This is a genomic window from Pseudoalteromonas sp. SG43-4 (assembly GCF_014164325.1).
In the GTDB taxonomy this organism is placed as follows: domain Bacteria; phylum Pseudomonadota; class Gammaproteobacteria; order Enterobacterales; family Alteromonadaceae; genus Pseudoalteromonas; species Pseudoalteromonas distincta.
In genome coordinates this window covers 50,439-73,353 of sequence record NZ_JACJFB010000002.1, presented here as the reverse complement: position 1 = coordinate 73,353, position 22,915 = coordinate 50,439, and the positions used below count along the sequence as shown (strand labels likewise).

19 protein-coding genes are annotated in these 22,915 nt (G+C 40.6%); 11 read left to right on the top strand and 8 right to left on the bottom strand.

Features of this window, described 5'->3' with window-relative positions; all coding sequences use genetic code 11:
• Positions 1-4 precede the first annotated feature (4 nt).
• Positions 5-1,246, bottom strand: coding sequence for a malic enzyme-like NAD(P)-binding protein (locus H5160_RS02365; RefSeq protein WP_002958370.1), 1,242 nt, complete (start codon positions 1,244-1,246; stop codon positions 5-7).
• A 526-nt stretch (positions 1,247-1,772) separates the two neighbouring features.
• On the bottom strand, positions 1,773-1,988 hold the full coding sequence (rpmE, locus tag H5160_RS02360) for a 50S ribosomal protein L31 (RefSeq protein WP_002958369.1): 216 nt from the start codon (positions 1,986-1,988) through the stop codon (positions 1,773-1,775).
• A gap of 230 nt (positions 1,989-2,218) precedes the next feature.
• Between rpmE and priA the strand changes: the two genes are divergently transcribed.
• The 5 genes from priA to H5160_RS02335 all read left to right on the top strand — a co-directional run bounded on the left by priA (position 2,219) and on the right by H5160_RS02335 (position 7,329).
• Positions 2,219-4,405: a primosomal protein N' gene (gene priA / locus H5160_RS02355; protein WP_182736618.1), complete on the top strand. Its 2,187-nt coding sequence runs from the start codon at positions 2,219-2,221 to the stop codon at positions 4,403-4,405.
• A gap of 20 nt (positions 4,406-4,425) precedes the next feature.
• Positions 4,426-4,953, top strand: coding sequence for an SPOR domain-containing protein (locus H5160_RS02350; protein ID WP_024596311.1), 528 nt, complete (start codon positions 4,426-4,428; stop codon positions 4,951-4,953).
• Positions 4,954-5,032: 79 nt separating this feature from the next.
• Entirely contained in the window at positions 5,033-5,551 is a 519-nt protein-coding gene (hslV, locus tag H5160_RS02345; protein ID WP_002958366.1) for an ATP-dependent protease subunit HslV, read from the top strand.
• 11 nt (positions 5,552-5,562) lie between these two features.
• Entirely contained in the window at positions 5,563-6,891 is a 1,329-nt protein-coding gene (gene hslU / locus H5160_RS02340) for an HslU--HslV peptidase ATPase subunit (RefSeq protein ID WP_024596310.1), read from the top strand.
• Between the two features lie 63 nt (positions 6,892-6,954).
• Entirely contained in the window at positions 6,955-7,329 is a 375-nt protein-coding gene (locus H5160_RS02335) for a gamma-butyrobetaine hydroxylase-like domain-containing protein (protein ID WP_182736616.1), read from the top strand.
• 29 nt (positions 7,330-7,358) lie between these two features.
• Here the strand turns inward: H5160_RS02335 and H5160_RS02330 are convergent, their stop codons facing one another.
• The 3 genes from H5160_RS02330 to H5160_RS02320 form a co-directional block, all read right to left on the bottom strand.
• A complete protein-coding gene (locus H5160_RS02330; RefSeq protein ID WP_165723718.1) occupies positions 7,359-9,239 on the bottom strand; it encodes a methyl-accepting chemotaxis protein in 1,881 nt (626 codons plus the stop codon).
• Positions 9,240-9,348: 109 nt separating this feature from the next.
• Positions 9,349-10,380 carry an MJ1255/VC2487 family glycosyltransferase gene (locus H5160_RS02325; protein ID WP_002958362.1) on the bottom strand — a complete coding sequence of 344 codons (1,032 nt, stop codon included), beginning with the start codon at positions 10,378-10,380 and terminating at the stop codon, positions 9,349-9,351.
• The gene (locus H5160_RS02320; protein WP_024596307.1) at positions 10,377-10,916 is read right to left on the bottom strand and encodes a phosphatase PAP2 family protein; all 540 of its coding nucleotides are present in this window, start codon (positions 10,914-10,916) and stop codon (positions 10,377-10,379) included. The genes H5160_RS02325 and H5160_RS02320 overlap by 4 nt, the downstream gene beginning before the upstream one ends.
• Positions 10,917-11,117: 201 nt before the next feature.
• Here H5160_RS02320 and rraA point away from each other — a divergent pair, with 201 nt between their 5' ends.
• Both rraA and H5160_RS02310 read left to right on the top strand, forming a co-directional pair.
• Positions 11,118-11,615, top strand: coding sequence for a ribonuclease E activity regulator RraA (rraA, locus tag H5160_RS02315; protein ID WP_182736614.1), 498 nt, complete (start codon positions 11,118-11,120; stop codon positions 11,613-11,615).
• A gap of 1 nt (position 11,616) precedes the next feature.
• A complete protein-coding gene (locus H5160_RS02310; protein WP_182736612.1) occupies positions 11,617-12,666 on the top strand; it encodes a formimidoylglutamase in 1,050 nt (349 codons plus the stop codon).
• Here the strand turns inward: H5160_RS02310 and H5160_RS02305 are convergent.
• Complete coding sequence (locus H5160_RS02305; protein WP_165723729.1) at positions 12,663-14,327, bottom strand: EAL domain-containing protein; 1,665 nt, start codon at positions 14,325-14,327, stop codon at positions 12,663-12,665. The two genes, H5160_RS02310 and H5160_RS02305, sit on opposite strands and share 4 nt — an antisense overlap.
• Before the next feature lie 120 nt (positions 14,328-14,447).
• A complete protein-coding gene (hutI, locus tag H5160_RS02300; RefSeq protein ID WP_182696196.1) occupies positions 14,448-15,695 on the bottom strand; it encodes an imidazolonepropionase in 1,248 nt (415 codons plus the stop codon).
• Between the two features lie 119 nt (positions 15,696-15,814).
• On the opposite strand from hutI, the gene hutC reads away from it, so the two are divergent.
• The 3 genes from hutC (at position 15,815) to hutH (ending at position 19,800) form a co-directional block, all read left to right on the top strand.
• Positions 15,815-16,522: a histidine utilization repressor gene (gene hutC, locus H5160_RS02295; RefSeq protein WP_024596303.1), complete on the top strand. Its 708-nt coding sequence runs from the start codon at positions 15,815-15,817 to the stop codon at positions 16,520-16,522.
• A gap of 66 nt (positions 16,523-16,588) precedes the next feature.
• The gene (gene hutU, locus H5160_RS02290) at positions 16,589-18,262 is read left to right on the top strand and encodes a urocanate hydratase (protein WP_182736610.1); all 1,674 of its coding nucleotides are present in this window, start codon (positions 16,589-16,591) and stop codon (positions 18,260-18,262) included.
• Positions 18,263-18,264: 2 nt separating this feature from the next.
• On the top strand, positions 18,265-19,800 hold the full coding sequence (hutH, locus tag H5160_RS02285; RefSeq protein WP_182197460.1) for a histidine ammonia-lyase: 1,536 nt from the start codon (positions 18,265-18,267) through the stop codon (positions 19,798-19,800).
• Here the strand turns inward: hutH and H5160_RS02280 are convergent.
• Positions 19,797-20,567, bottom strand: a complete 771-nt coding sequence (locus H5160_RS02280) for an NADP-binding protein (RefSeq protein WP_182682814.1) — start codon at positions 20,565-20,567, stop codon at positions 19,797-19,799. The genes hutH and H5160_RS02280 overlap by 4 nt on opposite strands.
• Positions 20,568-20,683: 116 nt before the next feature.
• Between H5160_RS02280 and H5160_RS02275 the strand changes: the two genes are divergently transcribed.
• Positions 20,684-22,711, top strand: coding sequence for a methyl-accepting chemotaxis protein (locus tag H5160_RS02275; RefSeq protein ID WP_182712157.1), 2,028 nt, complete (start codon positions 20,684-20,686; stop codon positions 22,709-22,711).
• The last annotated feature ends 204 nt before the right edge of the window (positions 22,712-22,915 follow it).

Genomic DNA, 22,915 nt, shown 5'->3' with positions numbered 1-22,915 from the left:
TATATTACGCCATATAGTTTTCAGGCAAGTCAATTTGCGCAACACCCGACTCTACCGCAGCAAGTGCTACAGCTTTAGCTATACGCGGTAGTAAACGCGGATCCATTGGTTTTGGAATAATATACTGCGCACCAAACTCTAGCTTATCTACGCCTGCGGCTTTTAAAACTTCTGCAGGTACAGGCTCTTTGGCAATACTACGAATAGCCTCAACTGCAGCAATTTTCATTTCATCGTTAATCGCGCTTGCACGTACATCAAGTGCACCACGGAAAATAAACGGAAAACATAAAACATTATTTACTTGGTTAGGGTAATCAGAGCGCCCTGTTGCCATAATTAAATCATTGCGTGCGCCGTGTGCAAGTGCAGGATCGATCTCTGGATCTGGGTTTGAACATGCAAACACGACCGGCTTTTCTGCCATTAGTTTTAAATCTTCGGCAGCTAACAAGTTAGGACCCGAAACACCAACAAACACATCAGCATCTGCAATTACATCTTGCAATGTGCGTTTATCGGTATTGTTAGCAAAAAGCTGTTTATATTCATTTAAATCATCGCGACGAGTATGAATAACACCTTTGCGGTCAAGCATATAAATGTGTTCACGCAGTGCACCACACTTAATTAACAGTTCCATACACGCAACTGCAGCAGCGCCTGCACCTAAACATACAATTATTGCATCTTCAATTGATTTACCTTGTACTTCTAGTGCATTTAACATGCCGGCAGCCGTAACAATGGCGGTGCCGTGTTGGTCGTCATGAAAAACAGGAATGCTACAACGCTCTATTAATGCTTTTTCAATTTCAAAACACTCTGGTGCTTTAATATCTTCAAGGTTAATACCACCGAATGTGTCAGCAATATTGGCAACCGTGTTAATAAAGTCTTCTGTTGTTTTGTGCTTTACTTCAATATCAATAGAATCAAGCCCTGCAAAACGTTTAAACAATAACGCCTTGCCTTCCATTACTGGTTTAGACGCTAAAGGACCTAAATTACCCAAGCCCAAAATTGCAGTACCATTAGTGATAACCGCAACCATGTTACCCTTACCGGTATATTTATATGCATTTGCAGGATCTGCGGCAATTTCACGTACAGGCTCAGCGACACCTGGGCTATAAGCTAGGGCTAAGTCTTGAACTGTTTCAGCTGGTTTTGTTAGCTCAATGCTAATTTTACCAGGTACGGGATGTGAGTGATAATGTAGTGCTTGTTCACGAAAGTCAGACATAACGCGATGGTATCCTGCAATTTAAGTTAAAGTGAGAGGTGGAGTCTTGGGGTACGATACCCTTATTATTTTTAAATTCCAAGCAATATCAGGTCTATCCTGTTATATGCTATATCCTTTAATTTTAAGAGGTTTTTCAGTAACTTTGCAGGATTATATAAACATTTGATAAATAAAAATTCACCAAAAAAGTAAGTTTTGAGGTGCGTTTATGTCTATTAAAATATTAAAAAAATGTATGTTTAACGCATCATCATAAACTTAAAATAACAGCCTACTACACTACTTTAAAAACAGATAAGCCCACGTTAGCTACTTTTATCAACCTAGTTAAAATTTGTACTATTTAAAATATAGAGAATATCTATCAATTTGTCTGCAAAGGTTTATGCATACTCAGAATAAGAATAGGAAATAGTTATGCAAGGTGTGATGTAGCTCGAGCAAGCTAAATAAGATAAGAAGTGGTAAATTTTAGACACAAAAAAAGCACCCTAAGGTGCTTTTTTTAACTAAACAGCAATAATTACTTCTTGCTGCTAAGTGCACCGAAGCGCTTGTTGAAGCGATCAACACGGCCGCCAGTGTCTAAAATCTTTTGCTTACCAGTGTAAAACGGGTGACACGCAGAACATACGTCTAAGTGAATGTCTTTACAAAGAGTTGAGCTAGTTTCGAATTTGTTTCCGCATGAACATGTTGCAGAAATTACTTCGTACTTAGGGTGAATACCTTCTTTCATAGGAACCTCTAGTTAAGGCCGCATCGCTCTCCAAACCCGAAGTCTGGCACCATACGTCGTTAAAACAAATTTGTTGGTGGCGGATTTTATCCAACAACCTTCCCCTGCACAAGTATTTATTTATCTTTTCGCTAAAAAAGTGAACAATCTCTTTCTCAAGTACTATTGCTAGTAGGTTTTTAGCGGTATTTTTAGTACATTACAGCATTAATTTTACGGGTTGAGTTGTTATGAGTTTTGTTGAAGTTGCTATTAAAGTCCCGCTTCCACGCACCTTTGATTATAAAATAGAAGAGCAGCTCAGTGGCTTATCAACACCCATACTACCGGGCATGCGGGTTTTAGTACCTTTTGGTAATCAAAAAAAAGTAGCTGTTGTTCTGGGTATTAAAAACAGTACCGACGTCCCTTTAGATAAAATTAAGAATATTATAGAGGTAATAGACGACATCCCTATTTTAAGTGCCCAACATTTAGAACTCCTTAGCTTTACTGCCCGCTATTATTGCTACCCCTTAGGCGAAACTATTCACATAGCGCTACCGAGTGTACTTCGCCAAGGTGAATCGCCAGATAAAACCAGTATTAATATGGTTGCCCTGACAGAAAAAGGTGCAAAAGTACCGTCATTAAAAGCTAAAACACAGCTCAATTTATTAAAGCAGTTATCGCAATCGGGGAAATCATCGTTAACCGAATTAAAAGCTCTTGGCTTTAGTAAAAAAACAATCGATAGCCTAATAGATAAAGAACTCATAACACAAACTATTGAGCACGATAACCAATGGCAAAGTGTTGCTCCAACTGTCGGTAATAAACCAGTACTTAATAAAGAACAAGCGGTTGCCTGTACGGCAATAAATCAAAGTAGTGGATTTAGCAGCTTTTTATTAGAAGGCGTAACTGGCAGTGGTAAAACAGAAGTGTATTTACAGTGCCTAGAAGAAGTACTCAAACGTGGTGAGCAAGCATTAGTATTAGTGCCAGAAATAGGCTTAACGCCACAAACTGTAAACCGTTTTCGTCGCCGCTTTCCTGATACACCCATTATGCTTTGGCATTCAGCCCTTACCGACAACGAGCGATTGCAAACATGGCGTTTTTGCGAAAAAGGCAGTTGTGCAATAGTTATAGGCACACGTTCGAGTATTTTTCTGCCATTTTTAAAACTCGGTATGATAGTTGTCGATGAAGAGCACGATTCATCATTTAAGCAACAAGATACCCTTCGTTACCATGCTCGTGATTTGGCCGCATACAGAGCTTTTCAGCATAAAATACCACTTATATTAGGCAGTGCTACACCCGCACTTGAAACACTTCACAAAGCAATTAATAACAAATATCAGCTACTAAGTTTAACCGAGCGCGCGCAAACTGCGACAGATAACCAATTTAAGTTACTCGATATGAAAGGCCAACCCGACCAAGCAGGTATTGCACATGCAAGCCTTGCAACTATGCGCCAACACTTAAATCGCGGTAAACAGGTTATGGTTTTTTTAAATCGCCGAGGTTTTTCACCCACTCTTATTTGCCATGAATGTGGCTGGCTAAGTGAATGTAAACGCTGCAGTACCAGCGCCACATTTCATAAAGCGATTGGGCAAATGATTTGTCATCACTGTGGCGATCAATACCCTGTTCCTCACCAATGTCCTGATTGTGGAAGTACGCAAATATTTCCAAATGGCAAAGGTACAGAGCAAATTGAAGAGTTTTTATCGACCGAGTTTCCAGATACACCCGTTACTCGCATAGACCGCGATTCAACTCGCCGTAAAGGCAGCCTTGAAAAAGCACTAGATGAAATAAACCTAGGCGGTGCACGCATTTTAGTTGGCACACAAATGCTTGCCAAAGGCCATCACTTTGCAGATGTAAGCCTTGTTATAATTTTAGACGTAGATAGCGGTTTATACTCATGCGACTTTAGGGCGACAGAGCATTTAGCACAGTTAGTTACTCAGGTCGCGGGGCGAGCTGGGCGTTCAGGGGAACCTGGCCAAGTATTATTACAAACACACTTTCCAGAACACCCACTTTTACAAGACTTAGTTAATAATGGTTACCAAGACTTTGCTCGCTTTGCACTGAGTGAACGCGATGATGCAGACTTACCACCCATTACAAATATGGCTATTGTCCGTGCACAAGGACACAGCATTAAGCTAGTCGTCGATTTTTTGACGGATTTGGTTCCTGTGAATGGGGTATCTGGTATACAATTGCTCGGTCCGATCCCTGCTCCACTTGAAAAAGTCGCAGGTATGTATCGTTTTCAATTACATATTCAAGCGCAAGATCGCCGCATATTACATCAGTACCTTGCGCAAATGGTTGATTATTTAAGTTCAAGTAAACTTGCACAAAAAGTACGCTGGAGCTTAGACGTAGACCCTATAGACATGATTTAGGTTAAGGCCAAAATAACACCATGGCACAGCACGATTACATTAACAAAAAGCCTGCAGGCAGAAACAGTAAAAAAAACGCACCCGCTAAAAAACCATTTCCTATTCTTTTAGCTGTCATAGCCATCTTACTCGTCGGTGGTTTTGCTTATACATTATGGTTTATAAAAAGTAATGCAGATCCAAAACTTGTCGAAAAACAAGCAAACCCCACTGCGCCCGCAAAAGTAGAAGTGGTTATTCCACGCACACCAGAGTTTATTAAAGAAATTAGAAACCACGAGATTCAAGTTGAAGTGAAAGAACTTGAGCAAAAAGGTCCTTACGTTATGCAGTGTGGTTCGTTTAAAACCCACGCACAAGCGGAATCGCTAAAAGCTAAAATAGCATTTGCAGGCCTCATTTCTGAAATAAAACAGGCTGAAGGCAGCAATGGTACTTGGTATAAAGTGCGCTTAGGCCCATATAAAACCAAACGCCAAGCCGAAAGTGATAAAAACAAACTTAAACGTGTAAAAATAGTCGGCTGCGGAATTTGGGGCTGGACTTGAAAATAAACCATTCACCCATATAACCTCTTCATAATCGTTTTTTACGAGTTGCCTCTGCAGCTCGATGATGAGGAATAACATGACTACTATCGTAAGTGTACGCCGTGGCGACAAGGTTGTAATTGGCGGCGATGGCCAAGTGTCTCTTGGTAATACCGTAATGAAGGGCAACGCCCGTAAAGTTCGACGTCTTTATAATGGCAAAGTAATCGCTGGTTTTGCCGGCGGTACTGCTGATGCCTTCACTCTTTTCGAACGCTTTGAAAGCAAATTAGAAATGCACCAAGGAAACCTGACTAAAGCCGCAGTAGAAATGGCTAAAGATTGGCGCAGCGACCGTGCACTTCGAAAACTCGAAGCTCTGCTCGCTGTTGCAGACGAAACAGCCTCTTTAATTATTACCGGTAATGGCGATGTGGTTCAACCTGAAAACGACCTAATTGCAATTGGCAGTGGTGGTAACTTTGCACAATCAGCTGCAACCGCCCTTTTAGAAAATACAGATTTAAGCGCTCGTGAAATAGTAGAGAAAAGCTTAACTATTGCAGGCAACATCTGCGTATTTACTAATAACTTCCAAACAATCGAAGAATTATAATAGGAACTATCATGTCTGATATGACCCCAAGAGAAATTGTTCACGAGCTAGATCAGCACATTATAGGTCAGGCTAAAGCAAAAAAAGCAGTGGCTATCGCACTTCGTAACCGCTGGCGCCGCATGCAACTCAAAGAAGATTTACGCAGCGAAGTAACACCAAAAAACATTTTAATGATTGGTCCAACCGGTGTAGGTAAAACAGAAATTGCCCGCCGATTAGCAAAACTTGCTAACGCACCCTTTATTAAAGTAGAAGCGACTAAGTTCACTGAAGTTGGCTATGTTGGTAAAGAAGTTGAGACTATCATCCGCGATTTAGTCGATGTATCAATTAAAATGACTCGCGAACAGCAGACTAAGAAATTTAAACATCGCGCCGAAGAAGCAGCAGAAGAGCGCATTTTAGATGCCCTTTTACCACCAGCGAAAGATCAATACGGCGAAACGCAGCGTGATGATAACTCATCAACTCGCCAAACGTTCCGTAAAAAGCTACGTGAAGGTCAGCTAGATGATAAAGAAATTGAAATCGATTTAGCACAAGCACAACCAAACGTAGAAATTATGGCGCCTCCTGGTATGGAAGATATGACCAACCAGCTACAAAGCATGTTTCAAAACATGGGCGGCGATAAGCGCACTAAGCGTAAACTAAAAATCAAAGAAGCCTTCAAACTATTAACGGAAGAAGAAGCCGCTAAATTAGTAAATCCTGAAGAGCTAAAAGAGCAAGCTATTTTTGCAGTAGAGCAAAACGGTATTGTGTTTATTGATGAAATAGACAAAATTTGTAAGCGCGGCGATTCTTCAGGTCCAGATGTGAGCCGAGAAGGTGTTCAGCGCGACTTACTACCGCTAATTGAAGGTTCAACTGTAAATACTAAGCACGGAATGGTTAAAACAGACCATATGCTGTTTATTGCCTCTGGTGCGTTTCAGATGGCAAAGCCATCAGATATGATCCCAGAGCTACAGGGCCGCTTACCGATTCGAGTAGAACTTGAAGCACTTACTGCAGATGACTTTAAACGCATCCTTACAGAGCCTCATGCATCGCTTACCGAGCAACAACGAGAGCTGCTTAAAACTGAGCAGGTATCGATTGAGTTTAGCGACGATGCAATTGAGCGTATTGCCAAAGCAGCTTGGCAAGTTAACGAGAAAACCGAAAACATCGGTGCTCGTCGTCTACACACTGTAATGGAAAGATTGATGGAAGAAATTTCATACGATGCTTCTGAAAAAGCAGGCTCGTCATTAGTAATCGACGCCGCTTACGTTGAAAAACACTTAGGTGCACTTGTTGAAGATGAAGACTTAAGCCGCTTTATTCTATAAAACGAATATAAACGTTATACTAAAAGCCTCCAGATTGGGGGCTTTTTTAATGGGATATATTAAATGAAACACGTAACAAAAGTGCATTACCACAGTGTAAGTAAAAATCTAGATGTTTACTTTGATGATGACAGTAAAGCTGTATTTGGCTGTGAGTTTTTACGTGTACACTCCCCTTCAGCTGAAGTGCAGGGCCATGGCTCTGGCCCAATGAAGCTAGTACTTAATAAGCAAGCTGTAGGAATAAAAAGTATTGTACCTGTTGGGCATTACGCACTTCGTTTAGATTTTGACGATGGCCATAACAGCGGACTATTTAGCTGGCGCTACTTTGAAAAACTACAACAGCAACAAGATATATTGTGGAGTGAATATTTAGCGCGGGTAACTGAACACGAAAAAAGTAAAGATAGCGTGCCTATAAAATTTGTTCCTTAAACTTTATAGGCCCGTTCTATTAAGCGTTATTAAACCTTAAATTTATCAATTGCAGTGAACAGAACGCGAGCCTGCTCAGAGACCTCTTCACTTGTTTGCGCATTGTTAGCGGCATGTTCAGTTGCGTCTTGTGCAATATCGCGAATTCTTACTACATTTTTATTAACCTCTGATGCCACTTGGCTTTGCTCATCAATAGCAACCGCTATTTGAGAGCTCATTTCCATTATTGTTTGTACATCTTCAGTAATTGCGCCTAATAGCTCACCTGCTTTAATTGCTTGCGAGGCACTTTCATCACCTTGAGAGCGACATTTGTGCATAATACTCACCACTTCTTGAGTACGCTGCTGTAAGGTACTTATAATACCTTCAATCTCACTTGTAGACTCTTGAGTACGCTTTGCTAATGAACGAACCTCATCTGCAACAACAGCAAAACCACGACCATACTCACCAGCACGGGCCGCTTCTATTGCCGCATTAAGTGCAAGTAAATTTGTTTGATCTGCAATCCCTCGAATTACATCAAGCACTGAACCAATTGTTTCACCATCTTTTTCAAGTTGCGACACTACATTTGATGCATTCCCCAGCGAATCAGATAGGGCCCTAATGTGCTTAACGGTAGAATCTACTTCACTACGCCCTTGTTGTGCACTTAAATTTGTTGACTCTGCTTTTTTCGCAGCCGCCTCAGTATTATGTGAAATATCCTGAATCGTCGCCTGCATTTCGGTGGCTGCCGTTGCAACCATGTCGGCTTCATGTAGTTGCTCTTGCATACCAGAGCTTGTTGCTGCGGTACTTTGTGATAAATGCTCTGTTGCTACATTAAGCGTGTTTAAAGCACCATTAACTTCGTTAATTAAGTTCTTAAAATCGCCTATTAAGCTATTAAAGTCGACCGTCATGGTGGTAATTTCGTCTTTACCAGTTTGCTCTATCATCACGCTCAAATCATTATTACGACGAATATCGTTAATGGTGTGATAAACCCGCTCAATAGGTACAATAATGGAGTGGCTTGTAAAATAAACGAGTGCTAATACAATCACACCTGCAATCACAAATACCAAAATAGCTAAAAATTGAGCCTGCTCTACACTTTGCTCTACTTGTAACTTAGTGTCTTTAACGATTTTAGAAACAATGGCGTCGCTTTTATCTACACTGTCACGCATTACTCCAAGTGCGCCTGACTCAAGATCTAGCCCTAGCTTAGTTTGCGCCTGCACAAGTGTTTGAAATTCGCTTTGGTATATATCAATCAAAGGATTAATTTGTGCTTTATAGTCGCTTGGCAGCTGTGCTGCAGCTACCTGCTGCTTAAATGTATTAATTCCCTCATTAAAACGCCCTAGGTACTTAATATCAAATCTCAGCATGAAATCTTTTTCTGAGCGTCTTAGTTGCAGCATTGACGACAGCAGCTGGTAATTTTGCTGCTCTTTTAATAGTTGCTCAACTTCATGAACCGAGCTTCTAAGCTTGCCATATAACCCGTCGGTCGGGGTTAAACCAATCTCTTTTTGAAGCTTAACAACAGTTTCAAAATCATTATTATAGCTATTTATTAGTTGCTCAAAGCGCTGGACCTGCTCCTGTGCGATACTTTGGTTAGCCATTAACTGTTGTAACTTTTTTACTTTATCACTTAACTGCTCAAAATCCGTTTCAAATGCAGTTAACGCGTCTTCTTGTTTATAAAACAAAAAGTTTTTTTCATGTTTACGCAATGCTAATGCATGTACGTTGAGCTCTTCTGCTAATTGAATAGTCTTGTTTAAGCTCAAGGTTGTACGTGATTCAAAAATAATCACGCATAAAAGGACCACCATTGCTAAACCAACAACGACTGCGTTTAGTTGTAAACGTCGTTTAATTGTTAAGTTTTGTAAAAAATTCATCGCTAACGCCTTTTTTAAATATGCATTTGTATTATAGCTAATAGATCAACAGCGACTAATTAATTTAACTTTTTATTATTGGTAATTCTAAACAGTTTAAATGTGATGGCTATAAGGCGACACTATCCCACAAACCTTTATGTAACGATTGTGTGTTATTCCATTGTTGTTTAACCAACCAATCAATTAAAGGCGCGGGATCGCTGGGGTAATTTATTTGCTTGTTTTGCGGCGCGCTATTCCAATCATCAAGGGCTTGTGGGTTTAAATAGTTCATAACATGCGCCATGCCCATGGCAAATAAAGTTTGTGCATTTGCTGCTTGCTCAAACTGACCATCTAAAGGCTTTAATAGTAACTTTTTACCTAACTTAAGCGCTTCACTGGCAAGCTCAAATCCCGCATTACCAATAACGCCACTTGTGTTTGCTAAGTCGTTTAAAAAGCCAGAACGTGAAGGGGCTCGTAAATGTATATGTCCAAAAGACTGATTGCTGGCATTTGGGTGATAGCAATAAAATTCTTTTTCGGGAAAGTCTTTTAAATAATCAACAACGCTATCTAAGTTTTCGAAAGGTAAATATACCAATACCTTGTTCATTACTGCTACAGGGTTGTCGTGATTATGATGAGCAATAAAAGGCGGTATTATATTATTTGCAAATGGTTGCCAGTGCACGCCTAAGTAGGTAGTCGCTGGTGCATAATGCTTGATAAGTGATTTTCTCAGTACGCCACGACCAAACATAGGTACGTTATCTGACAAAAATGCTGCTTGGTGACTAATGCCAATAACGGGTATACCTGCCCGTTTTGCAGCCCATGCTGTCACAGGCTCAAAGTCGTTAAGTACAAAATCGTACTGTTTTATCTCAAGCGATTTTATATCACTCACCAACTTACAAATTCGCATGTTTTTAAGTGTTTTTAAATTTTTAACTTGCCCATTTTCAGTGCTAAACGACAAACCACGATACGCTTTATAATCTGAGAATTCGTGCATATCAAAGTAATCTTTATTTGCGCGCCCTGAAAACACATAATCAACATCAATACCGAGCTTATTAAAGCAGCTTGCCATAACCCGAGCGCGCGTTATATGACCATTACCGGTACCTTGTACTCCATACAATATTTTCATGCAGGCACCACGAGTGCTAACGCAAATAAACCACAAAAACTACCAATCGTTGCGCCTATTATAATATCAGCAGGAAAGTGCACACCCAATACCACACGAGACATAGCAACGCCGGTAGCCCAACTAAATAGTAGTAATGCATATTCTGGGAAAAAATGGCTTAATATAATTGCCACTAAAAAGGCTGCAGCACTGTGACCCGATGGTAAACTAAATTTATCGCTTGGTACTATATAGGCATTTGTTACTAAGCAGTCGCATGGACGGATCCGAGCAAATCTATTTTTAGCTAGTAGGTAAATAGGTCTTTCTATAGCAAAACCAATTAATATAGTGACAGGCAATAATTGGTGCTGTTCATTATTACTAAGCCACCACACTGCTAAGCATATTAATATATAAAGCCCACCATCACCGCTTTTAGACAAACCAAAGGCCATTGTTTTAAACCACCTCGGTGAATTGCAATTAAACAAAGTTAAAAATAATTGCTCATCTATCTGAGTTACCTTTTTAAGCATATTATTATTCATCACCATCCCTCATCGCATAACATATGAACACCGATTTAGCTTATGTGTTGTAAATAACAATTGAGTGACGCTTTTAATACACTATTATTGCGATTAATGATTTAGCGCTTGTTTTGCCTAAATTTACTGCGATTAAGTCGTTGTTATTGCTTATAAGGAGGGTATACTGAGATATAAATTAATGTACCTTTTGAGGATAAAATAATGGATTACAGCACTTCTGATTTATGCGACCACTTTGCTGACGTGGTTGACGTGCTAGAGCCTATGTTCATCAACTTTGGTGGTCGACACAGCTTTGGTGGCCGCATTAAAACGGTTAAATGTTTTGAAAATAATGAACTCATCCGCGAATTACTTTCTCAAGATGGTACAGACCTAGTACTTCTTATTGATGGTGGCGGCTCAACTCGTCGCGCACTAATCGACGTTGAACTGGCTGAGCTAGCACTTGAAAACAACTGGAATGGTATTGTTGTTTACGGCGCAGTACGCCACGTTGATGAGCTTGAAGAGCTTGATTTAGGCATTCAAGCAATTGCTTCAATCCCTGTTGCAGCCGACAGCGAAGGTGCTGGTGAAGATGCTATAGGCGTTAACTTTGCTGGGGTATCATTTTTTGATGACGACTTTATTTATGCTGATAGCACAGGCATTGTTTTATCTGCAGAAGAATTAGAGTTGGAAGTTGTAGAAGTATAACGTGACTTCCCATTTAAAAGTATATGATGAAAGCGCGGTTAGAACACTTTGCTCTACCCGCGCAAATGAGAAAAAAGCATGGCAATCAATGGCCTTGCTCGACACCCAAGTAAACCTGCAACAAGCACTTATTGACGCTGCTCAATTTGGTATCCGCTATGTACTTCTGGGTATTTGCGAAGATATCGGCCCAAAAGCAAACTTAGGAAATGGCGGTGCAAACGAAGCATGGCCGGCTTTTTTAAAACGCTTTTTAAACCAACCTCACAATCAATTTATTGCCACTCAAAAAGTGCTTTTATTGGGTGAAGTTAATACTGATGATTTAATGGCGCAAAGCAACCAGCTTAATAATCAGCAAGGCCAGCAGTTAACTCAATTACGAGATTTATGCCAACAGCTTGATGAACGCGTAGAGTCGGTATTGAGCCTTATTTTTAAAGCGGGGCTTGAGCCAATCGTTATTGGCGGAGGTCATAATAATTGCTTGGGAATTATCCGTGCCCTGAGTAAGTCAAAAAATACACCTATTAATGCTATCAACTTTGACCCTCATGCCGACTTTAGAGAATGTGAAGGTCGCCATAGCGGCAATGGCTTTCGCTACGCTTATAACGAGCAACATCTAAGTAATTACCACGTTATTGGCTTACATGAGATAAAAAACAATCAAGCAATTATAGATGCAATGAGTGAAGCTAACTTTACGTTTGATAGCTATCAATCAATACAAGTTAAGCGAAAAATTACACTCACACAGGCAATTGAAAACGCATTAAGTAATTTTAACGATTTACCACTGGGTATTGAAGTTGATTTAGATAGTATTACTTACATGCCGGTGAGTGCGTACACATGTTGCGGATTTAGTGTGAATGACACTGAGCACTTTGTGCATTTAGCAGCAAACCATCGCGACTCTAAGTACTTACATTTATGTGAAGCAGCGCCTAGCCAGCACCCTAACGGAGTTGAGGCCGGTGCTGCCCATGTAGGACAAGTGATCAGTGCACTTGTGAATAGCTATCTACAAGCCAAAGAAAACACTTAGCGCTGTTGAACTAATCGCCACTCTTTTAGCCAGCTCATTAAACCAATACTACTTAGCGGGTGACCAAAGTAATAACCTTGGGCAGCATAACCTTTTAAGCTTTTTACAAACTTAAGTTGCTCAAGTGTTTCTACCCCTTCAAAAATCACTTTTGTTTTTTGTTGGTTATGCATTTCAACCATTCCGCTAACTAAACTGCGTATATTGTTTTGATTACTAAAGTCAGCAGTGAGTGAAGGTGAAACCTTAATATACTCTACCGCTAAGCTTGGTAACTTAGAAAGCAGTACCGGGTTATCACCAAGTCCATCAACACATACTTTTAAGCCTATGTTATTAAGCCTTGCGATCATGCCTCTGCCTTTATCATCTAGTCCCGCAAAAATATGCAAAGGGCATTCAACAATTAAATCGCCAGCTTCCAAGTGATGCTCACTTAAAACAACATCAACAAATTCAATAAACTCTTCGTTAAGCATTTCAGGACCAAAAACGTTAATGCTAAGCGGTATAGAAATACCTTCTATTCTAAGCGCCATTGCAAGCTCAGCAGCTCTCTCTATTACAAATTTAGCGAGTGGATAACCAAGCCCTGCAATTCTAATGTCGTCGATAAACCTGTTAGCGGATAAAATCCCTTGCTTAGGGTGCTGCCAACGCAGTAGTAATTCTAAAAACTCAATTTGACCGTTTTCGTTACAAATAATAGGCTGAAAATAAAGCTCTAACTCGCTCGAAAAATCAATATTTGCTAATTCCTTTAGTCGCGCTTGTTGCTCTCGCAATTCAATCATCATTTGTTGATGATAAGGCACAACCTTGCGATCTGGGTGGCTATCGAGTGCCAGATATGCGTACGATATTAAATTATCAAAGTTGTTATCTTGCTCATTACAATCAACATAACTCGCTCTCGCTTTTACTTCTACAGTGCAGTTAGCAACATTAAATGGCTTAAGCGTTGCACCCAGTATTTGGTCAATAACTAATTCATGTAAGTGTTTTTGATTCGCGAAACTACAAATAAATGCAAAGTTAAGACCCCCTAAGTGGGCTAGCTTTTCTTGTCCAGTTAAAGTCACTATTTCGTCACTTGAAAGTAGCTCTTTTATTCGATTAGCCGATTGCGCTAACAGTATATCGCCAAAGTCGCGTCCAATATGCTGGTTAACTTGCTCAAAGCCTTCAAGGCGAATAACGATTAACGCTGCGCTTATTTGTTTGTTGTCGCACCATGTATAGTAACCTTGGCGTAACTGTTTTCTATCTGCAAAAACTGAAAGCGGAGACTCTTCAATAAATGCATCACCTTCAGGTTCTGGCTCTATAACGACTTCTATTTCAGCACTTTCATCATTTAAAAAGCCAACAATAGCTAATAATAATATTGCTAACACAACCCAAAATAGCGGAACTTCCAATAATAAATGAGCTGAAAATAGAACAACAAATAAAAGACCAGCCATTGAGCTGGTAATTATCATGCTCCAATTATTTCGCTCAAATGCTTGCCATAAGTGAAAACAAAACCCAAAGGCTAGTAAAATAGCAAGCCAAGCCGCACCGCTGCTTAAAATAGCTAAACCAACAGCAGCTGTGCATAAATAACTAAATTTAATACTGGTATTTTTAACAGCAAATAAAGTGGCGATCATCGCCATTAATAGTGCACCACTAAAAAATATTGGGAAATTACTGTCGGTTAGTATGTTCAAATTAACGGCATCCGTATTCGCTAAAAAAGTTTAAACCAAGTTATATGTGGGTAAAAATAATACAAACTAATTAATTCTACCCAAAATCCATAAATTTAACAGTTTATTTACGCCAAATTGGTAACTTAATTGTGATGGATGACTTATTTGCCAATGCGCAATATCAGCTCTTGCGCCAACCTTTAAAATACCACGGTCGTCTAACCCTAGTGCTTTAGCTGCATTTCGAGTAACACCAGCTAATGCTTGCTCAGGTGTTAATCTAAACAATGTGCATGCCATGTTCATCATCAAGTGCACTGAGCATAGCGGTGAAGTACCTGGGTTAAAATCACTCGCAATAGCTATCGGTACTTTATATTGATTAAGTAATTCAATAGGTGGGAATTTAGTTTCTCTTAAAAAATAAAATGCACCTGGCAATAACACCGCTACCGTCCCAGCGTCTGCCATGGCTTTTACACCCTCTTCATCTAGATGCTCAATATGATCCGCCGAAAGGCCATTAAACTGCGCCACCAGCTTAGCACCCTGTTGATTAGATAGCTGCTCAGCATGGCATTTTACTGGGAGGTTATGCTTTTTAGCCGCCTGGAAAACACGTTTGGTTTGCGAATAACTAAACCCAACATTTTCACAAAATACATCGACTGCATCAGCAAGATTATTAGCCACTACCTGATCAAGCATGTCAGTACACACTAAATCAATATATTCATCAGCACGGCCTTTGTATTCAGGCGGTAGAGCATGCGCCCCTAAAAAAGTAGTTTTAATATCAATAGGGTGATGTTGACCTAATAAACGAGCGACTTCTAATATTTTTATCTCGTTTTCAGTATCTAGCCCATAGCCAGACTTTATTTCAACGGTGGTTACACCTTCTTTTAATAACGTATTTAAGCGATCTTTTGCATCAACAAACAATTGTTCACGGTCGGCTGCTCTTGTGGCTTTAACCGTGCTTGCTATGCCACCGCCTTGTGCTGCGATTTGCTCATAGCTTACGCCTTGCAAACGCTGTTCAAACTCTTGCGATCTTGAACCTGCAAATACTAAGTGAGTATGGCAATCTACTAAGCCCGGCGTTAACCACTGTCCTTTTACACTCAATGTCGGCGTTGCAAACACATCAAAACTAGGCAATGTTGATTGCTCTCCAATCCACGCAATTTTACCATTTTTAATGGCTATAGCAGCATTTTCGATTGCGCCATAAGGGGCATTTATATTGCTATCCATAGTGGCAATATTGGCATCAGTTAAAAGTAAGTCGATTTCTTCTAACTCATAATTTTGTGTTGTGCTTTGCATTTTTTAGCCCTTTTTACGCCCAGAGTGATGAAAATATAGTCTAACAACCCATCTTGTATATACAAGATAATTGTGTCATCTTATTTATATAGTTTATTTTTAATGTAACCATAAATTTAATGACGACACCTAAATTTGCGCAAATAAAACAATTCATTGTTGATAAAATTCGCAGCGGTACGTGGCAAGAAAACCAACGTGTTCCCTCTGAAAACGAACTAAGTAGTCAATTTAGTGTAAGCAGGATGACAGCCCGCAGAGCACTAAGCGAATTAACCGAGGCAGGTATTTTAACCCGCAGCCAAGGGTTAGGTACATTTGTAGCTACATTTAAATCGCAGTCATCGTTACTTGAAATAAAAAATATTGCTGATGAAGTAAAAGAGCGTAACGGCAACTACACCTGTAGTGTACTCATACTCGAATCAATAAATGCAGTAGCACCTATTGCCATTGCACTTGGTGTTGAGGTTGACAGTGTTGTATATCGAAGTGTACTTGTGCATAACGAAAACGACAGCCCTTTGCAGCTAGAAGAGCGTTTTGTAAATCCTGCCCTTGCGACTGGCTACTTACAACAAGACTTCAGCACGCTTACACCACATGAATATCTATCTAGTGTTGCCCCACTTACCCAAGCAAGGCATACAGTAGAGGCCATTATGCCAAACAGCGAAATGTGCCAATGGTTAAATTTATATAATGAAGAGCCATGCTTACAAGTGATCCGACGCACCTGGTCTGTTAAAGGCATTGTAAGCTTTGCGCGCCTTGTATCACCAGGCAGTAAATATCGCTTAGGTGGCCACTTAACATTTAAAAAATAACAAACAATAGCGCTTACTGCGCTTTTTTTATAACAAATCACCTTGTATATACAATAGGAGCAAAACATGAACAACCGACTCGACACAAGTCGCGTAATACGTGCACCTCTCGGAGATAAAATAAGTACTAAAAGCTGGCAAACAGAAGCTGCTAAGCGCATGCTAATGAATAACTTAGACCCTGAAGTTGCAGAGCATCCTCATGCACTTGTTGTATATGGTGGTATTGGCCGAGCAGCTCGTGATTGGCCAAGTTATGACAAAATTATAGAAACCCTCGATAGGCTCGAAAGCGACGAAACCCTGCTTGTACAATCAGGAAAACCCGTTGGTGTATTTAAAACCCACAGTAATGCTCCTCGCGTGCTTATTGCTAACTCAAATCTTGTTCCACACTGGGCAAATTGGGAGCACTTTAACGAGCTCGATAAAAAAGGCTTGATGATGTACGGGCAAATGACGGCGGGTTCTTGGATCTATATTGGCTCGCAAGGCATAGTACAAGGAACTTACGAAACCTTTGTAGCTATGGCAAAGCAACATTTTGCAGGTAGCGCTAGTGGTAAATGGGTATTAACAGGTGGTCTTGGTGGTATGGGCGGTGCGCAACCACTTGCAGCTACAATGGCTGGGTTTAGTGCACTGGTTGTTGAATGTGATGAAAGCCGTATCGATTTTCGTATAAAAACAGGCTACGTTGATGTAAAAGCAACAAATCTTGAACACGCACTGCAATTAATAACCGATGCATGTGTTAAAGGTAAAGCCCTCTCAGTGGGTTTACTAGGTAACGCTGCCGATGTATTTAGTACACTGGTTAAAACAGGCATTACCCCTGATGTAGTCACAGATCAAACATCTGCTCACGATCCATTAAATGGTTACTTACCACAAGGCTGGACAATGGAGTACGCAGCAAAAATGCGTGAGCAAGATCCAAAAGCCGTAGTAAAAGCCGCTAAACAATCAATGGCAGTCCAAGTTAAAGCTATGCTAGCACTACAAAAAGCCGGTGCCGCCATTACTGATTACGGTAATAATATTCGTCAAATGGCGTTTGATGAGGGTGTTACCAACGCGTTTGATTTTCCTGGATTTGTGCCTGCCTATATTCGCCCTTTATTTTGTAAAGGGATTGGACCATTTAGATGGGTAGCATTATCAGGCGACCCTGAAGATATATATAAAACCGACGCTAAAGTAAAAGAGCTTATTCCTGATGATGCACATTTACATAACTGGCTTGATATGGCGCGGGAACGCATACAATTCCAAGGTTTACCTGCACGCATTTGCTGGGTTGGCCTAAAAGATAGAGCACGCCTTGCACTGGCCTTTAATGAAATGGTTAAAAATGGCGAACTTAAAGCCCCTATAGTTATTGGTCGCGATCACCTCGACTCTGGCTCAGTTGCCAGCCCTAACCGCGAAACAGAGAGCATGAAAGATGGCTCAGATGCAGTATCAGATTGGCCATTACTCAACGCACTGCTTAATACCGCAAGTGGCGCTACTTGGGTGTCGCTTCATCATGGTGGCGGTGTAGGAATGGGATTTAGTCAGCACTCTGGTGTAGTTATTGTTGCCGATGGTACTGATGAAGCTAAAGAGCGTATTGCTCGCGTACTGTGGAACGACCCTGCAACAGGTGTAATGCGCCATGCTGATGCCGGATACGACATAGCAAAAAACTGCGCTAAAGAACAAAATTTAGACCTACCTATGTTAAACGAGGAATGATCATGTTCGAACTTACTCTCACACCCGGATCACTTGATTTAAACACACTAAGAAAAATTAATAATTCACCGGTAAAGCTGAGCCTTGCAAAGCATGCCGAGTCGCAAATAGCAGCCAGCGCGCAAACCGTTCAAAATGTTATTAATGAACACCGCACTGTATATGGAATTAACACCGGCTTTGGATTATTAGCCAATACTAAAATTGCCGACGACCAACTTGAATTATTACAGCGCTCCATTGTGCTTTCACACGCTGCGGGTATTGGCGAATACATGGATGACAGCACAGTAAGGTTAATGATCACCTTAAAAGTAAACTCGCTTTCACGTGGCTATTCGGGCATTCGCCTGCAAGTAATCCAATTTTTTATGCAGCTGCTTAGTAGCGAAGTATATCCATGCGTGCCTAAAAAAGGCTCCGTGGGGGCATCGGGAGATTTAGCCCCTCTTGCGCATATGTGTCTACCTTTATTAGCTGAAGGTCAAATGCGACATAAAGGAGAAATAATTAGCGCAGCACAAGGGTTAAAAATAGCGGGACTTGAACCCCTTACCCTTGCAGCCAAAGAAGGCTTAGCATTATTAAATGGCACACAAGCGTCGACTGCGTTTGCACTACAAGGCCTATTTAGAAGCGAGAACCTATATGCACAAAGCTGCGTTATCGGCTCGATAAGTATAGAAGCCGCAATGGGCAGTCGCGCGCCATTTGATGCACGTATTCATGAAATTCGCGGACAGCGCGGACAAATAGACACCGCTCAAGTATTTAGAGAGCTACTCGATACGCACTCTCAGATTAGTAACTCCCACGTCAATTGTGAAAAAGTACAAGATCCATACTGCCTTCGCTGCCAGCCTCAAGTGCTAGGTGCTTGCCTAACTCAGATACGCCAAGCTGCAGAAGTGTTGCTATGCGAGTCGAACGGTGTAACCGATAATCCGCTAGTTTTTGCCGATGTAGGCGACATAATATCGGGAGGAAACTTTCATGCAGAGCCCGTTGCAATGGCCGCTGACAACTTAGCAATCGCAATTGCAGAAATTGGCGCATTAGCAGAAAGGCGAATTGCATTACTTATTGATTCAAACCTATCCAAATTACCGCCATTTTTAGTTGAAAACGGCGGGGTAAATTCAGGATTTATGATTGCCCAAGTTACCGCAGCAGCGCTTGCATCAGAAAACAAATCATTAGCGCATCCGGCTTCGGTTGATAGCTTGCCTACATCTGCAAATCAAGAAGATCATGTTTCTATGGCAACCTTTGCAGCAAGGCGCTTAGATGAAATGGCCAATAATACCCAAGGTGTTTTGGCAATAGAATGGTTAGCATCGGTTCAAGGGCTAGAATTTAGAAAGCCGCTTGAACCATCAGATAAAGTGCAAAGCGCTAAAGCATTGTTACGCGAGCATGTAAGTTATTATGATAAAGACCGCTACTTTGCTCCCGATATCGAAGCTGCTAATACATTACTAAGTGAAGGTAAGCTATGCGACTTTATAGAGAGCAGTCCCCTGCCTTCAGCATATTAAATACCGTGCTGATAGCTAAACCCTAAGGCTTCAATGGCTGAGCCTAATATTTTTCGCTCAGCCGAATCAGTTCCTGTAAACGTTGGCATTTCACCACCATGTTGCTGACACTTCATAGCGTAGTATTCAGCTTTTGTGGGGTGCGCAGGATTAACCACATTATAAATATTTTGCCCTACTTGCCAGTGCTCTATCACCGCAAAAATAGCATTAATTACATCTTGTTGATGCACCATATTTACCACTTGCTCACTTGATGTATTGAGCTCTTTACCTGCCACAAAACGCCCCGGTTCTCTATTAGGCCCTAGTAAGCCAGCTAAACGAAGTATTTTGCCATCTTGTTCAAGCACTTGCTCTTCAGCTTCGTAAAGCTTTATTTGGCGCTCGTTTGTGCATGAAATATCGCTACTTTCACTATATACACCAGGCTCTTGATCGTACACCCCGGTTGATGAGCACAATAAAAAGCCCTTTGCGTTTAGCTCCTTTGAAAGCTTAAGCGCTGCGGTGAGTGTTTCAGGATAATTACTTTCACTGTGCCTGCTACGTGGTGGAATAGCACATACCCAATAAGCACCTTGTAAATCAACTTGATGCCTTAATTGTCCATCTTCAAGTGTAAACTGACGCTCAAAGTCAAACTCGTGTATATCTGTTCTATGCGTTCCTTGTACTTGCCAGTCAGCTTTTTGTGCACTTACGCATAAAGCATGTCCTAACCAGCCTGCACCTAATACTACTAATTTATTACTTTTATTTGTCATTTTTGTATAAGCCTTTATTTTAAACGCATAATTAGTTCTTTCTATCTAACTTTATAGAGATTTTAAGTAAGATATGATTAGATATAATTTCATAAATAATAAAAATATGTGTACTCATGCTAAATAATTTATCATTACGGAAGAAAATATTATTATTGATTGGTGGAACAATTACCGTTTTACTAATTATCGCCTCAACATTTTTTGTTAAACACATTGCCAATCTCTCTAGAGAAAACATAGAAAACGAAGCACAAAGTTATCTACAGACCGAGCAACTTTCAATGCAAAGTTACTTCGCGATGTACGGTAAAATGGTATCAACCTTTGTTAATAACCCACATTTAATCAACTTTTTTGAAAATTGGGATACACGCGATCAAGCACTCGAAAGCGCGCCAGGTTACAACGAAGTAAACCAAGACTTTGTGCGTTTAAGCTCAAATGACGAAAACATTTTATCGGCCTTTTTTGCCTCAGCAACCACCGGTGAATACTTTAAAGAAAACGAGCGTACAAGTCACTACAACGGCCAGCCTTATTACGCTTACAAGCGTGGGTGGTGGCAAGAAGCCATGCAAGTTAACAAGCTTTACGTAGGTCCAATCTCTGTTGATTTAACCACAGGCGTAGCATCCGCAGTAGTACAACAACCTGTTTATAACGCTCAGCGAAAACTCATTGGTATGGGCGGTGTTGATTTACAATTAAACAAAATTAACGACATGGTCGAAAATATTCGCTTTAACGGCCAAGGTTATGGATTTTTACTCGATGGTAATCAAAAAGTAGTTCATTTTTCAAAGGCCACTGGGCATAAACTTTCAATTACAGATGAAGGTGCAAACGGTAAAGAAGGGCTCGATGCGCTTGAGCAACAATTTACAAATACAGCAGGCTTTAAAGAGTTAAATACACAAATGCGAAATAACCTTGAAGGCAGCCAAATGGTTACTTTTAAAGGTGAGCAGTTTTATGTGGTTTACCATCGTCTGCAGCTAGAGCAGCCTTATATAGATTGGTATGTAGGTCTACTTATCCCAACTACTATGATTGAAGAGCCCGTAAATGCTGCAGTAACCGCTACAACAACGGCGGTAATTATTATCTTAATCATTATATTAGCCATGATTTTATGGGCTACCCACATGATTTCAAAACCCATTACAACGCTTACGCACATTATGCGTGATATAGCATCGGGCGAAGGCGATCTTACTCAAAAAATTTATATTAATAGTCAAGATGAAGTGGGACAGCTGGCCAACCACATGAACACTTTTATTGATAAGTTGCACGCCATGATGCTTGATACCGCAGCGCAAGCAGAACAACTAAGTAATGCAGCGGCCCAGCTAAGAAGTGTTTCTGAGAAAACAAATTCTGAAATTCAGCAAGAGAAGCAGCAAGTTGATAGCGTGAGCGCAGCGGTAACTGAAATGGCGACTACTGTGCTTGAAATATCACGTAACGCACAACACACAAATAACGCAGCTGAAGAAGTACAAGCAATTACAGCTGAAGGAGCTAGCCGTTCTACACAGGCGCAAACAGTAATGACTGAACTGGCATTACATATTGGCGAAGCATCTAAAGTGGTTGCAGGTCTTGAGCAAGAAAGTAATAACATTGGTGCATTAGTCGATGTAATTAATTCCATTGCTGATCAAACCAACTTACTTGCACTTAATGCGGCCATAGAGGCTGCTCGTGCCGGTGAACACGGTAGAGGCTTTGCCGTTGTTGCTGATGAAGTACGTTCACTAGCAAGTCGCACACAAGAATCAACAGACGATATTCGAAATATGATTTCGCGCTTGCAGCAAATAGCTCAACAAGCCTCAGTAATGATGCAACAAGGACAAGATCAAACCGAGGGCTCAGTGCTTCAAACTAAAGAAGTGCTTAGCTCACTTCACAATATTGCGCAGTCGGTTACTAAAGTACAAGACCAAAGTCATCAAATAGCCACATCTACCGAGGAGCAAACTGTTGTTGCTGAGGATATTAATACGAGCCTTTCGGCAATTAATAACTTAGTGAACAGTACCGCTGACCATGCGCACATCCTCGCTGACGAAGCTCGTGACTTAAGTGATTTAGCTGCGGCGCTTAACAAAACGGTTAATCAATTTAAATTATAAAACATGTATTTAATAGTTGTGTTTAAGCGTAAAACTTAAGCACAACTATAACCCTTGTTTTTAATTTATTTAGCACCATATCTTTACAGTTCGCTGCTATTTTTACTGTAATTGAGTAATACAAAGTGATTTTTACGAACCAGATCAAATTTTTCGATTTTATACACCGATCTTTTTATTGAGATAGTTTGTTGTTTGGCAGAG